The following is a 13978-nucleotide window of genomic DNA, read 5'->3' as shown; positions in this document are numbered from 1 at the left end:
GACACAAATGGAACGTGATCATTGTAATGGGTCATCTTGTTCACTGGAAGAAACTCCCATTCAAGTAACTTATAAACCATTGGAGCTATTCTATTTCATGGACATTTCGAGCCCTGAAAACTTTCATGTGATGACATTAATCAAAAAGTTAGAGATTGAATACGGACATGTCATTCGTTTCCGCATGGTCTCTACTGTTCCTAGCTGTGTTGGCGGATGTCAGGAAGAGGTTCGCCTTCTCACCATGATCAAAGCGCTAGAATTACAAGGAAAGCGTCATGCAATGCGTTTCTTGCGTCATTTGCATGTGAATGATTTATTTTCCAGTAAACAACCCGACCCCATCGATCTATGGGAACTCGCACGATCTTTCGAAGAGTATGGTCTTGATTTAAGTGAACTCGAAGCCGATCTTCAATCGAACCAGCTCTTGAATGCGTTAGCGGTCGACCATCAAGTGTTGAAAGATTGGGAGATTGAGTCATTGCCCGCACTCACTTTTGTGACTCGTGATGAGGCATTGAAGATTGAAGGCGTGTATCCGTACGATGTGTATCAATCGGTCATGACAGAGTTGTTAGGCTATGCCCCTAGCCGTTCAACCGATTGGGACGTAGCCAAAGTATTGGCTCGTTATGATGCATCGACGATTACCGAACTTTCATACATTCTAGACATGGAGAAAACTGTGATTGAACGCGAACTGAAAAAGCTATCTTTGCAGCAACGTTGTCGTCCTGTACCGGGATGTAGCGGGGAAGCATGGGCTCAAACGAAATAAAAAAAGAACCCCACGGCCGGGGAGCCGTGGGGTTTTTGACGTTTCAAGCGGGGACAAGAAACGTCGAACCTTGAGGCCCGGGGAAGGCCTACAAGATGGGAGAAAGTTTACGGTCAATAAAGGGGTTTGTGATTGATTTCACACTTATAATATACCTAGCCCAACTTCATCTGACAACCTCTTTGTGTATATTGTCACATATTGTTCACGAGAACAATAATGATTCCATTTCATCGAGAACCGTTTCGAACTGATTGAGCGCTTTGAGTACCGGCTCTTTCGTTGTCATATCTACACCCGCCGCTTTTAATACTTCAATTGGATAGTCGCTAGAACCCGCCTTTAAGAAGTTGTCGATGTAGCGACGAACGGCCGCCTCTCCTTCTTCCATGATCTGTTGCGACAATGCAGCTGATGCTGAAATACCGGTCGCGTATTGATAGACGTAATAATTGTAGTAAAAGTGTGGGATACGCGCCCATTCATATGAAATCTCTTCATCGATGACAATGCCGTCTCCGAAATAACGTTTATTCAACTCTAAATACGTCTCGTTTAAATATTCTGGCGTGAGCGAGACACCCTCTTGTGCCGCCTTGTGAATCAAATGTTCGAATTCAGCAAACATCGTTTGTCGGAACAATGTCCCACGGAACGTTTCAAGTTGATTGTTCAACAAATAGAGACGTTCTTCTTTTGCCGTTCTCGTCTTCAATAAATGATCATTCAACAAGGCTTCATTTGTCGTTGACGCAACTTCCGCCACAAAAATGGAGTAGTCACCGTATGGATACGGCTGTGACATACGCGTGTAATGACTGTGCACAGAGTGTCCAAACTCGTGTGCGAGCGTGAACAAATTGTTGACATTGTCTTGCCAGTTCATGAGGATGAACGGTTGTGTATCATACGCGCCTGACGAATAAGCGCCACTGCGTTTGCCTCGTGTTTCGCGTACATCTACCCAACGCGAGTCGAGCCCGTCTTTCACAATTTGAACGTACTCTTCACCAAGCGGCGCTAAACCGTCGACCATCAATTGTTTTGCCTCTTCATATGACACTTTCATCTCTACGTCTTTGACGAGCGGCGTGTATAAATCATACATATGCAACTCATCTAAGCCGAGTGCACGTTTACGTAGCGCGACGTAACGATGCAACAAATCAAGACGTTCGTTCACTGCCTCAACGAGACCATCATAGACAGACTCCGGAATCGTATTATTGTGAAGTGCTGATTGTCTTGCACTTTCAAACTTGCGGACAGTCGCATAGAAGTTATCCTTCTTCACGCTTCCTGACAACGTAGAAGCAAACGTATTCAAGTATTGCTCATACGTCCCGTACATCGCTTTAAATGCGCCCTCACGGACGGTTCTGTCAGCCGACTCGAGGAACGTAATGTAACGGCCGTGTGTCAACTCGACCTCTTCCCCGTTTTCATTCTTCACTTTCGGGAATTTTAAATCCGCGTTGTTGAGCATACCGAACGTCGAACTCGATTGTCCGAGTACGTCCCCTGCTTGAGCGAGAATCGCTTCTTCCGCTTCCGTCAACACATGAGGACGTTCTTGCGCTAGTTCATCGAATGCATGACGATATACACGAAGTGAATCGTGTTGATCCATGTAGGCTTCAATCTGAGCTTCATCAATCGATAGAAGTTCAGGCGTCATAAACGCGAGCTGAGCCGAAATTTGAGACGCGAGTGAGCCTGCACGGTCATTCAATGCTTGGTAATGGCTATTTGCCGTATCTTCGTCATAACGCATGTGTGCGTATGTGTACAGCTTATGTAACTTACGAGATAGTTCATCTCGAAGCTGTAATGCCTCGTGTAGAACCTCTGCCGATTCTCCAAGGCGGCCTTTAAATCCAATTAAAGCTGGTACTTGTTCTTTCAGCGCTTGAAAGTCTGCTTCCCAAGCTTGATCGTCGTTGTAGATGGTCTCTAAGTTCCATGTTTCTTCCACTGGAACTTGCTGTCTTGTTAATACCTCTGACATACGTCCACTCCCTTTTCTTATCGATTGGTCGACTGTAACATCAATCGTTGAAATCCTTGAAACAAACGTGTATCGTGATGTCTCGCCTCTTCATATGTAACCGGCAACGACCATGACCTGACATCACAAGATAGACGACATGCATTCAAGAGTTGTTTCCATTGTACATGAAATGACTCGGAAAAGTCGCTTGTCGGTGTTACTCCAAACTGACGACACGTCTTTTCAATACTCCATTCTATCGAATCATTTGGTGACTCGTACCGATTTAAATAAAGGACGGTCTGAAAATCTACCGGATGTACACGTATTCCCCATAGCGATGTGAGCGGAAGATAACAGCCTGTCGGTAAAAGTGCCGGCAATAAACCGAGTGGATAGAGACGATTGAAGATCAATCGGCGATTCTGTGAGGAAGGATAGGGCGGAGCCATTCGCTTCCGACGAATCATTTCCGTCCATTCCATCGCGTTGAACCGATAGTATGCTTCAAACGGCGACGTCTTCGCTGAAGAAGAGGCTTCCCAATTGCCTATTCCATACTTGATCGAAATCGGAAACCCATTGAAACGAACTATAGAACCGTTATTCACCGTCATCAACATATGACGTCTCGAGAGTTCAAAACGCATCCACGGTTGGAAAGATTGGTTCATCCTCAAGTCGAGACCACTTGCGAGCCAAATGACATCAAGATTTGCTTTCTCATAGTCGCTCGTCCGCTCGACATATTCTTCCGGGCGTAATGAAGATGCCTGAATCTCAATAACCGTCGACTTTCCATCGATGTTAGTTAAAATGTCCGCACGTCGCGCTCCAATCGTTACTTCTTGGTCGACAGGATACCCTCTTTCTTGTAACCACTGACTCACCGCCCATTTGTCTTGATGGTGTGGAACCGATTCTGCGCTTCCACACGTATGGATATGAGCAAAATGGAGGCGCCGCTTCACGCCCTGTTTCAGGATGAGCACTTCTTGACAAGTTGGACATCGAAAAGGAGCAAGCTGCTCCGCCTGCATTCGATTTAGGGTAAAAGAATCAACAATGTCCCCTTCCCGACCGATTGCAAATCGCATCTTGCTCCCCCCCTTTTTATAGTAGTGGTGAAAACATTCTAGCCAATGACTCCACGAGTTTGATAAAGAATGAGCGTTTTACAAACTCTTCTAACACTAACTCGTGAGACCCTTCAAAATCATGATATAAGTCTTGTTTCAGTTGGTTGACTGAATTCGTGTTATACAAGAGGGCATTCACTTCAAAGTTTAAGTGGAAGCTACGAAAATCCATATTTGCCGTTCCAATCGTAGCTAGTCCGTCATCAACGACGATAACTTTTGAATGCATGAAGCCCTCCTCATATAAATAGATTTTCACCCCAGCTAGTAGTAGCTCTTCATAATAGGAGCGGCTCGCATAAAATACAATCTTATGGTCGGGATAACTCGGCAGCACAATCCTTACATCAATCCCTGACAAAGATGCCGTCTTCAATGCACTCATAATATCTTCATCGGGAATTAAATAGGGTGAAGAGATATAAACAGACTTTTTCGCGGCATTAATCAGCGAAAAATAAATCGATTTCATCGTTTCATATGGTTCATCTGGTCCACTCGCCACAATTTGGACGCCTCCACTCGCACTTCGAACCGTTTCAAGTGGCTCTAAATAAAACGGAGTGAAAAGACGCTCACCGGTCATGTAATACCAGTCTTGTAGGAAAATCAGCTGTAATTCAGACACTCCTTCTCCTCTGACGTACAGATGCGTGTCTCGCCAAAATCCAAATTTAGAATGTTCACCCAAGTACTCATCCCCAACGTTCAAGCCTCCAGTGAATGCCTCGGTCCCATCGATTACTACAATTTTTCTATGGTTACGATAGTTGGTCTTGCTCGAGACGAGTGGAAGTACGACTGGGAAAAACGCCTGTACTTGAACGCCAGCCTGTTTCATTTCTTCAAAAAAGGTGCCACTCGTATGAATCGAGCCGACCGCATCATATAAAAATCGGACTTCGATCCCCTCTTTCGCTTTCTCGATGAGGATCCGCTGAATTTCCCGAGAAATACGATCATCCCGAAAAATGTAATATTCGAGATGGATGTGTCTTGTCGCCCCTTTCAGAGCAGGTAACAGTTTCGAGAATTTTTCACGACCATTCGTCAAGATTTGTGTGTACGTATTCGAGGAGACCGGAAGCTGATTTAACGAAGAAGTGAGATGCATCAATTTTTCGTAATCATCGTGTGCGAACATGAGTGATGGGGATAACGTCATCGCCTTTTGGCGATAAGCTAAGTAAGTTTCTTCGTCGAGCATCGCTTTTTCTGTAAACATTCGCTTTCGTCGATAGTTCTGACCGAACACAAAGTACGCGAACAGTCCAATGACAGGAAAGCCAATCATGACAATCGCCCAAATCAATGTTCGTTGCGGATTTCGATTTTCGAGCAGAATCACTAGCAAAATGCTGAACGTTGTTAAAAAGACAAGAATCGAGAAGAGTCCAATCACTTGTGAGCTCCAGTAATACGATAATATCGCAATGAGTCCCGCGAGCAAAATAAGGGAAAAGAGTACTTGTATGCGTCGCAACATATTATAACCTGACCTCGTTTCTGTCATGTATTATCATTAATTATACATCGTAACGCTAAATTTTTGAGGGGAGCGAACAAACTATGGGGACTTTTCTAATAACAGGTGCGACTAGCGGAATTGGACGCGCCGTCGCATTGCAGTTAACAACGAATGGACATCGTGTGATCGGGATTGGTCGTGATGAAACAAGGGGGGCTTCCCTTGAATCTGATTCGGACGGACGGGCCACCTTCATTCGTTGTGACCTTCAGTCTGCAGAAGACATCGACCATCTCTTCAGACATTTGAAAGAGCAAGACGTGACGTTAAACGGCTTGTTCAACAACGCGGCGACTTTTGGCAGACCCGGTACGCCAGAACGTCTCACGCATGATGCCTATAACGAAGTATTCGACGTCAACCTATATGCACTTAACACGGTCACACAACGCGCAATCCCGTTATTTGAACAAGGTGCCAGCGTTGTTAACAATGCCGCCATCGTTGGTCACGTCAAATTTCCACCGATGCTCGCACATTATGCTGCTTCAAAAGCGGCCGTCGTCGCCTTGACCAAAACGTTTGCACACCGAATGAAAGGAAAAGTACGATTCAATGCTGTCTGTTTCGGTCCTGTTGATACGCCGCTAAGCCACAAACTGTATGGAGGTGAGGCGAAATTCAAAGATGCCATGAGCCATCATTTCCGAGGACATGCAGCCTTACCTGAAGAAGTTGCTCCTGTTGTCGAATTTTTATTGACTGACGCTTCGACTTATATAAATGGACAAGCCCTTACCGTCGACGGCGGTTATACCCTCTCTTGAACAAAGACCACCTCTTCTTTTGAAAAGGTGGTCTCTGTTCATGCTGTCAGCTTTTTCGCACGGTTCATCTTATTCCGCAAATAGTGTTGCTCTTTTGAATGAAAATGATCCCAATTAATTACGTCTTCAAAGTAATCAACCATACCATCAAACGTTGAATCCAATGTTTCATGGGCTTCGAGACGAGCCATTCGAATCGCTTCAAATACAGAACCCATCACGAAAATATCTTGATTTGCGTATGTTTGCATCGGTGACAACGATTCAAATAAAATCGTGTCTAGTGTCTTACGCTTCACGTGCCAATCGCACTTCCCATTTGAATAGAGGAAATCACCATCCGGCAGTTCACATAATTCCCTTAATATATCTCCGATGTAATGGATCGCGTGGATGGCCGTATTCGGATCATTAACCCCCGGCGAAATCCCGCGTAACGCAATCTCACTCAATTTTTCAATTGCAAAAGACGGGTCTTGCATCGAAGAACGAACTTCTCCGATTTCAAACAACTCGACATCTGGATTTTCTTCACTCTTCCAAAATCCAACGAGGTCCCCTTTTGCAACAAAATCTCCCACGGCTACAACTGATTCAAAGTCCGTTTCATGATTTTCTTGCTTTTCTCTTAAAAACAAACGGACGTATCCCGTTCGTGGTGCCCGGACTGCAGTCCCTTCGAATGAATGAACTGATCTTGACAGAACGAGATTCACCTCTTCCGACTCGATTGCATCTTTTTGCTCACTGATGACCGACAAAGCCTCTTTATGTAATGTTGATAAGAGACGCTCCGCCTGAATCGAGACACTGACTGTTTGAATGAATTTTACGAAAGCCCAAATTGATCCAATCACCAAGATCACACTAATTCCAGATGACAGCACAACACCTTCATCCGCAGTGCGAACGAGGAATAAGTTCGAAATCCCGTAAATTGTGGTCATGATGAAAAGGCCGAGCGTATGCTTAGCCGCAGTATTCGTTAAGAAGTTATTTACTGTCCGTGGAGAAAATTGAGACGAATAGGTCGTCAAAACCACTAAAATGGTGGAAAAGCTGAATGTCATCATCGTCATAAGGCTCGTAAACGTCGAAGATAAAACAGATGCAGCTGAGTCCAAATCTAAATATATGAAATTCGGGAGTAAATCTCGAAAGAATTCACTAAACAGTTGAGTCAAAATCGTTAGTAAAATTCCGCCCGCTCCGTATAAGAAGGGAACAAACCAAGCACTTTCATTGAGTAATAAACGTATTCGTCTCACCATACCAACACCTCTTTGCCATTGATTTGAAAAAATCGCCTGTCCAACTGAACAGGCGATGCACCGTTAAAAGTAGTGACGTACTTTCGCAAAGACGTCCCCTTCGAGAATGGTTTTTCCATACTCTTCAAGCATAGGTTGCGTCTGTGTACTGAATGATAGATATTCTGCTAAGAGACTGAGTGCATTCTCTTCGTCTTCAGGTTCCATTTCATCCGGGAACTCAATCCACAAGTAGTAACGGTCTTGATAATGATATAGTTTCAAATCAAGATCACTGAAAGTGTCACCTGCACGCTTACTCAGTGAAATGATTGCCTCGAAATCATTTGTTTCCATCGCAAGTGGGGCCCAAGCATCTGTTTCAGCTTCAAGTTCATCTAACTCACTCAATTGATCGAGTACTGACTGCTGATCCCGTGCTTCATCAATTGCCGAGCGGAGAAGCGAACCGAGTTCAGAATCATCTTCAGAATCCATTACATTTTTCGCGATTGTCACCGTCACTTCTAGCCCTTTTTCAAAAGCCTGGACTTGAATCCATAGTGGACCATCAAACGAGATATCTTCACGTTCGTTAGCCTCGTCCATCATTTGCCAGAACAGCTGCTCGCCACGTTCTCGGTTGTACCAAATTTCATCACGTGCGAAACCACGCTTTTCAATATCCACATATGTGATGAAAAATTTGACGGTATTATCGTTGATGCGCTCAATTTTCACGATTGTCCACTCCCTTCTCACCTCGCTCCCAATTCACATAAGGAGGAGAGGGGAAATTCTCTTTTTTATCATTGTACCCTTTTTGACATCATTCAATCTGGATGACGGGTTATATCTTTATTTTATAGGAAATAATCAATAATAAAAAGCACACTGCTTAAACAGTATGCTTTCATTCATTCATTCATTCACAAGTCGCTGTGCTTCCTGCAACTGGAACGTCCGAACTTTCCGTGGCAAGAATCGACGAATCTCATCTTCGTTATATCCAACTTGCAAACGTTTCTCATCAATAAGAATCGGACGACGTAATAAACCCGGATATTCTTGAATCAAATCATAAAGTTGTTGAAGTGATAAGGCATCAACAGATACATCGATTTTAGAAAAGACTTTTGAACGTGTCGAAATGATTTCATCTGTCCCATCTTCAGTCATACGTAAAATTTGCTTAATCTCATTAAGTGAGAGCGGTTCTGAAAATATGTTTCTTTCTGTAAAAGGGATATCGTGTTCTTCGAGCCAAGCCCGTGCCTTTCGGCAAGATGTACAGCTTGGAGACGTATATAGTGTGACCATTTTTCTTCCTCCCTGATCGAGTATGCGTCCATCTTTTTAAGTGACTCTATTTGTATACCCAAATTCGCATCCACTTAATTATAATAATTCTTAATTGTTGAAACTTCAATGATATTCTTTATCAGTCGGATAAGAAAAGAGGGCGCATTCGTTGAATGCGACCTTGAATGACCTATATCAAGATGCAGGGATTCGAGAAACCGGTTGAGACACCGTCTCTTTCCCTGGCTTTACTTGTAAGTCTTTCAACTTTTTCTTCAGCACTTCTTTTAAAAGTCTTTTTTTCTCTCGTAAAACTTTATCACGTTCTTTCATGGCCTCTCACCCCCATACAGCGTAAGGAACATGCAGAGCATTACCGATTCTGAAAATCTTAAAGTTGCACTAAATCTACAATTAAATTATAGCACATTTGTTTGTGAATTGTGAATCATTCTTAAAGGTTCATGATTTCTTTACATAGTTGAAATTTGCAACTACCCAATAAAACCTGTATAGTTAATAGAAATAACCTTTTTATTTTTAAGGAGGAGAGCGATGATGAGAATCACATTAGAAACAATTATGAAACATCCCATCACCCAAAAATATTTGACTCGATCAGGCTTAAAGCATGCAATCGACGTATGTGAACGCGCTCTCGAGATGGCAACAAAGCGAGGGCTCGACACCGATTTAGCGACAAAGGCCGCTTTACTTCATGATATCGGTCATTATGAATGGTATACGGAAGGTAAATGGAATTATGATTTGTATCGTCAAAATGATATTCATGCGATCAAAGGTGCTGAACGTGCCCATAAACTATTGATTCGATTAGGGGAAGACCCCGCTCGAGCAAAAGAGATATCTGTGATGATTCTCTTACACACCGATTCATATTTACCACCGAGCCGCATTCAGCGCACACCTCTTCAACAGCTCGTCCATGACGCCGATACATTCGTCGAGCAGCCAGGCGGTCTGCATCATTATGAAACAATGGAAGTCGAAGATGCGTTAGCTCGCGTTCACCAGATTGATGCAATCGTTGAACGACTATCAAACTTGCCTCGCATTTCAAATGGATAACCGGTCACCTAGTTCGATAGGTGATTTTTTTGTGCAAAAAGATCCTGACTCAACGAGTGAGTCAGGATCTTTTTCATTAAACGAGTTGTGCTTTGTACGCTTCGTACTCTTCGTCTGTGAGTGAGACATAGTGTCCTGGCTCAACTTCGCGAAGTGGTGGAATGCTTGAATCCTCATCCGAACGTCCAACTGGACCTTTTGAAGTTGATTCATACACAATCCGCTTACGTGTGCGTTCATGCTCCGGGTCCGGAAGCGGAATCGCTGAAAGAAGCGATTTCGTATACGCATGAATTGGGTTCTCGTAGAGACGATCGGCTGTCGCAAGCTCAACGAGGTGACCTTGATACATAACACCGATGCGGTCAGAGATGTATTTAACCATCGACAAGTCATGGGCGATAAACAAATACGTTAAATCGCGATCGCGTTGCAATTCTTTCATCAAGTTGACGACCTGCGCTTGAATCGATACATCAAGAGCAGAAATCGGCTCATCTGCAATGATGAAGTCTGGTTCAACGGCTAGGGCACGGGCAATCCCGATACGCTGGCGTTGACCACCCGAGAATTCGTGTGGGTAACGGCTCGCGTGCTCTTTCGTCAATCCAACTGTTTCAAGAAGATCATACACACGGTTCATGCGATCTTCTTTCGTCTTCGCAAGACCGTGAATGTCGATCCCTTCCGCAATAATATCTGCAACGGTCATACGCGGGTTAAGAGATGCGTATGGATCTTGGAAAATCATTTGCATTGCACGGTTGAATTTCAACTTGTCTGCTTTTGACTTTTTATCGTGGACGTTTTCGCCTTTGAAGACAACATCACCATCCGTCGCATCATAAAGACCGATGATTGTACGTCCTGTCGTCGACTTTCCACAACCAGACTCACCTACGAGTCCGAGCACTTCACCTTTGTAAATATCAAATGTGATGCCATCGACCGCTTTAACGACACGGCCACGGCCAATTTTAAAGTGCTGCTTCAGGTTTTTTACCTCGAGTAATTTCTCGCGTTCCATTATTCAGCACCACCTTTCGTAAACGATTTAGCGAACGCACTGTCCGGACGATATTTGAGAGCGAGTTCACGAATCGCACGTGGAGGATTCACCACTGGTGCTTGCGGGTGTAATAACCAGCTTGACGCAAAGTGTGTATCACTTACCTGGAACATCGGCGGCTCTTTCTCAAAATCAATCTTCATCGCGTATGGATTACGCGGTGCGAATGCATCTCCTTTCGGAGGATCGAGCAAGTTCGGAGGCGTACCCGGGATTGCCGGTAACGCTTCATTTCGGTCGTCTGTCGGACGCGGCATTGAACCAAGAAGTCCCCATGTATATGGATGACGTGGCTCATAGAAAATTTCATCAACCGTTCCTTTTTCGACGAGACGACCTGCATACATAACAGCAACGCGGTCAGCCATATTCGCGACAACACCTAGGTCGTGCGTGATGAAAATAATTGCTGTACCCGTCTTTTGTTGAATGTCTTTTAACAGTTCAAGAATCTGTGCTTGAATCGTAACGTCAAGTGCCGTTGTCGGTTCATCGGCAATTAACACTTTCGGGTTACATGCGAGTGCAATCGCGATTACAATCCGCTGACGCATCCCACCAGAAAGTTGGTGTGGATATTGCTTCAAACGCGCTTCAGGGTTTGGAATCCCTACAAGTGTCAACAGTTCAAGGGTACGTTTCTTCGCATCCTCACCTGTCAATCCTTGGTGCTGCTTTAGCCCTTCTGCGATCTGTTTGTAAATCGTCATTGTTGGGTTAAGTGATGTCATCGGGTCTTGGAAAATCATTGCGATGTCGCGACCACGAATTTTGAGCATTTCTTTTTCCGATAATTTCGCCAAGTCTTTCCCTTCGAACATGATTTCTCCGTTCGTGATTTCACCTGGAGGGTTCGGAATGAGACGCATGATTGCCTTCGAAGTAACGGATTTACCTGAACCCGATTCTCCTACGATGGCGAGCGTCTCGCCTTTTTTCAAATCAAACGATACACCACGAACAGCTTGAACTGTTCCGGCATATGTGTGGAACGAGACCTCTAAGTCTCGTACTGATAAAATCGTTTCCATGCACGAGTCCCCCTCTTTCTGTATTATTTACGCATTTTCGGATCGAACGCATCACGCAAGCCATCGGCAAGCAAGTTGAAGCTAACCATGAGCAAGACGATGATGACCGATGGGATAACAAGGAGGAACGGGAATGTCCGTAATTCTTTGTATCCATCGTTGATCAACGTACCAAGTGATGCTTGTGGCGGTTGAAGCCCGATTCCGATAAAGCTGAGGAATGCCTCGAAAAAGATGGCAGATGGAATCGTGAACATGAGTGTGATGATAATCGCACCCAACGTGTTAGGAATCAAGTGTTTGAAAATTAAACGGGTACTTGATGCGCCTAATGTACGAGCGGCCAAGACGAACTCTTGGTTCTTCAATTTCAAAATCTGACCTCGAACGAGTCGACTCATCCCAATCCATCCTGTGATCGCCATGGCTAAAATGATAGTGAAGACACCCGGGTCAAAGATCAAGATGAATAGAATGATTAAGATTAAGTTTGGTACACCTGTCAAAATTTCAACGATCCGTTGCATGATATTATCGGTACGTCCACCGAAGTAGGCAGAGATTCCACCGTATGCGACTCCGATGACCGTATCGATAATCGCTGCCATCAAACCGATGAAGAGGGAAATACGTGTCCCTTCCCAAATACGCGACCAAAGATCACGTCCGAGATAGTCCGTACCGAACCAAAAGTTCTCTTCTACACTCTTTTGTTCATAAAAATCGATGTCGCGTCCTCCGAGTGTCGCCATCCCGTCAAAGCCTGCCCATTCGAGACCAGTGACTTTAGGCGGAAGCTTTGCTTGTGAAATGTTTTGTTCGTATGCGTCACGCCCTGAAAGCATAGGACCAAAGAGCGAGAGCAACACGAGAAGTAAAATAATCGAAAGCGATACGATTGCCGCTTTGTTTTTCTTTAGACGCATCCAAGCATCTTGCCAAAAGTTTAAGCTTTTTCCTGCAATTCTTTCACCAAGCTGTTCATTCATTTTTACGGGTGCGAACATGTCTTGGTCGAACTGTTCGAAATTCTTTTTGTTTTCAATCATCAGTTATTCCCCCCAAGACGAATACGTGGGTCAACAACGCCGTATAGCAAGTCGACAAGTAAGATAATTAAAATGAAGACAGCCGAGAAAAATAGTGTCGTCCCCATGATTACGGTATAGTCGTTCAACGTGATTGACGTGACGAACAATTCTCCGAGTCCAGGTACAGCAAAGATTTTCTCAATAACGAATGTACCTGTCAAAAGAGCCGCTGTTAACGGACCTAAAATTGTAATAGCTGGAATCATTGCGTTACGCACCATGTGTTTCCACACAATTGCGTTACCACTAAGTCCTTTAGCCTTGGCAAGCGTGACATAGTCCTGTCCCGTAACCTCAAGCATTTCGGTACGGACAAAACGAGCAATCGATGCCGTGACTCCAAGAGATAATGAAATCGTCGGCAAAATCGTATGTGCTGGCGAATCCCAGAATGCGACTGGGAGCAACTGCAATTTGACCCCAACATAGTACTGAAGAAGGGCTGCGAAGACGAAAGATGGGACAGAAATACCGATTACCGATATGAACATCGCACCATAGTCGATCACCGTGTTGTGACGAATTGCCGCGACAACACCTAACAATATACCTACAAGAGTTCCGAGAACTAATGCTTGGATCCCTAGTTGTGCTGAAGGACCGATTCGTTCCATAATCAATTCAGTTACTGGACGGTTAGCTGTACGGAATGATACACCAAGGTCACCTTGAAGCATGTTTCCGATGTACGTCGCGTAGCGGACCGGCAGCGGATCATTGAGTCCGTAGCGGTCATTCAATAATTGAATTTGTGATTCTGTCAGTTTTTCCTGGTTTTGATACGGAGAACCTGGGAGCAGGTCCATCAGGAAGAACGTAAACGTGGCAATCAAAAAGAACGTAATGACGCCGTAAGTCAGCCGTTGTAGGATATAACGTCCCATGAATAAAAACCCCCTGTGTTTTGTCTAATTCTTTCTACTACTTGCACCAACAGCTTT

At 44.4% G+C, this 13978-nt stretch carries 14 protein-coding genes; 3 read left to right on the top strand and 11 right to left on the bottom strand.

All coding sequences use genetic code 11. From position 1 onward, the window contains the following. Positions 1–7: 7 nt before the first annotated feature. Positions 8–781 carry a DsbA family protein gene (locus tag KNO98_RS10005; protein WP_026826401.1) on the top strand — a complete coding sequence of 258 codons (774 nt, stop codon included), beginning with the start codon at positions 8–10 and terminating at the stop codon, positions 779–781. 205 nt (positions 782–986) lie between these two features. On the opposite strand, the gene pepF is transcribed toward KNO98_RS10005, so the two are convergent. Genes pepF through cls form a run of 3 tightly spaced genes read right to left on the bottom strand, consistent with a single transcriptional unit; the run spans position 987 to position 5396 of the window. Beyond that, positions 987–2789: an oligoendopeptidase F gene (gene pepF, locus KNO98_RS10000; protein WP_214700729.1), complete on the bottom strand. Its 1803-nt coding sequence runs from the start codon at positions 2787–2789 to the stop codon at positions 987–989. A 17-nt stretch (positions 2790–2806) separates the two neighbouring features. Next, positions 2807–3868: a competence protein CoiA gene (locus tag KNO98_RS09995; protein WP_214700728.1), complete on the bottom strand. Its 1062-nt coding sequence runs from the start codon at positions 3866–3868 to the stop codon at positions 2807–2809. Positions 3869–3884: 16 nt separating this feature from the next. Continuing rightward, positions 3885–5396 carry a cardiolipin synthase gene (gene cls, locus KNO98_RS09990; RefSeq protein ID WP_214700727.1) on the bottom strand — a complete coding sequence of 504 codons (1512 nt, stop codon included), beginning with the start codon at positions 5394–5396 and terminating at the stop codon, positions 3885–3887. A gap of 83 nt (positions 5397–5479) precedes the next feature. On the opposite strand from cls, the gene KNO98_RS09985 reads away from it, so the two are divergent. Further along, on the top strand, positions 5480–6205 hold the full coding sequence (locus tag KNO98_RS09985; protein WP_214700726.1) for an SDR family NAD(P)-dependent oxidoreductase: 726 nt from the start codon (positions 5480–5482) through the stop codon (positions 6203–6205). 38 nt (positions 6206–6243) lie between these two features. Here KNO98_RS09985 and KNO98_RS09980 read toward each other — a convergent pair whose 3' ends face one another. The 4 genes from KNO98_RS09980 to KNO98_RS09965 form a co-directional block, all read right to left on the bottom strand. Next, on the bottom strand, positions 6244–7476 hold the full coding sequence (locus KNO98_RS09980; protein ID WP_214700725.1) for a DUF2254 domain-containing protein: 1233 nt from the start codon (positions 7474–7476) through the stop codon (positions 6244–6246). Positions 7477–7539: 63 nt separating this feature from the next. After that, a complete protein-coding gene (gene mecA, locus KNO98_RS09975; RefSeq protein WP_026826407.1) occupies positions 7540–8196 on the bottom strand; it encodes an adaptor protein MecA in 657 nt (218 codons plus the stop codon). A 180-nt stretch (positions 8197–8376) separates the two neighbouring features. Beyond that, positions 8377–8775, bottom strand: a complete 399-nt coding sequence (spxA, locus tag KNO98_RS09970) for a transcriptional regulator SpxA (protein WP_015881217.1) — start codon at positions 8773–8775, stop codon at positions 8377–8379. Positions 8776–8952: 177 nt separating this feature from the next. Further along, entirely contained in the window at positions 8953–9090 is a 138-nt protein-coding gene (locus KNO98_RS09965; RefSeq protein WP_015881216.1) for a hypothetical protein, read from the bottom strand. Between the two features lie 222 nt (positions 9091–9312). Here KNO98_RS09965 and KNO98_RS09960 point away from each other — a divergent pair, with 222 nt between their 5' ends. Next, the gene (locus tag KNO98_RS09960; protein WP_214700723.1) at positions 9313–9846 is read left to right on the top strand and encodes an HD domain-containing protein; all 534 of its coding nucleotides are present in this window, start codon (positions 9313–9315) and stop codon (positions 9844–9846) included. Positions 9847–9922: 76 nt separating this feature from the next. Here the strand turns inward: KNO98_RS09960 and KNO98_RS09955 are convergent, their stop codons facing one another. Genes KNO98_RS09955 through opp3b form a run of 4 tightly spaced genes read right to left on the bottom strand, consistent with a single transcriptional unit; the run spans position 9923 to position 13921 of the window. After that, positions 9923–10873: an ABC transporter ATP-binding protein gene (locus KNO98_RS09955; RefSeq protein ID WP_026826409.1), complete on the bottom strand. Its 951-nt coding sequence runs from the start codon at positions 10871–10873 to the stop codon at positions 9923–9925. Then, the gene (locus tag KNO98_RS09950) at positions 10873–11946 is read right to left on the bottom strand and encodes an ABC transporter ATP-binding protein (protein ID WP_026826410.1); all 1074 of its coding nucleotides are present in this window, start codon (positions 11944–11946) and stop codon (positions 10873–10875) included. Before KNO98_RS09950 ends, KNO98_RS09955 begins: the two co-directional genes overlap by 1 nt. A 23-nt stretch (positions 11947–11969) precedes the next feature. Next, the gene (gene opp3C / locus KNO98_RS09945; RefSeq protein WP_026826411.1) at positions 11970–12995 is read right to left on the bottom strand and encodes an oligopeptide ABC transporter permease; all 1026 of its coding nucleotides are present in this window, start codon (positions 12993–12995) and stop codon (positions 11970–11972) included. Further along, positions 12995–13921 carry an oligopeptide ABC transporter permease gene (gene opp3b / locus KNO98_RS09940; RefSeq protein WP_214700721.1) on the bottom strand — a complete coding sequence of 309 codons (927 nt, stop codon included), beginning with the start codon at positions 13919–13921 and terminating at the stop codon, positions 12995–12997. Before opp3b ends, opp3C begins: the two co-directional genes overlap by 1 nt. Positions 13922–13978 lie beyond the last annotated feature (57 nt).

It is taken from the genome of Exiguobacterium sp. s57, assembly GCF_018617685.1.
Classification (GTDB): domain Bacteria; phylum Bacillota; class Bacilli; order Exiguobacteriales; family Exiguobacteriaceae; genus Exiguobacterium; species Exiguobacterium marinum.
Note: the sequence above shows the minus strand (reverse complement) of the source record. Positions and strands in the feature narration are given on the sequence as shown.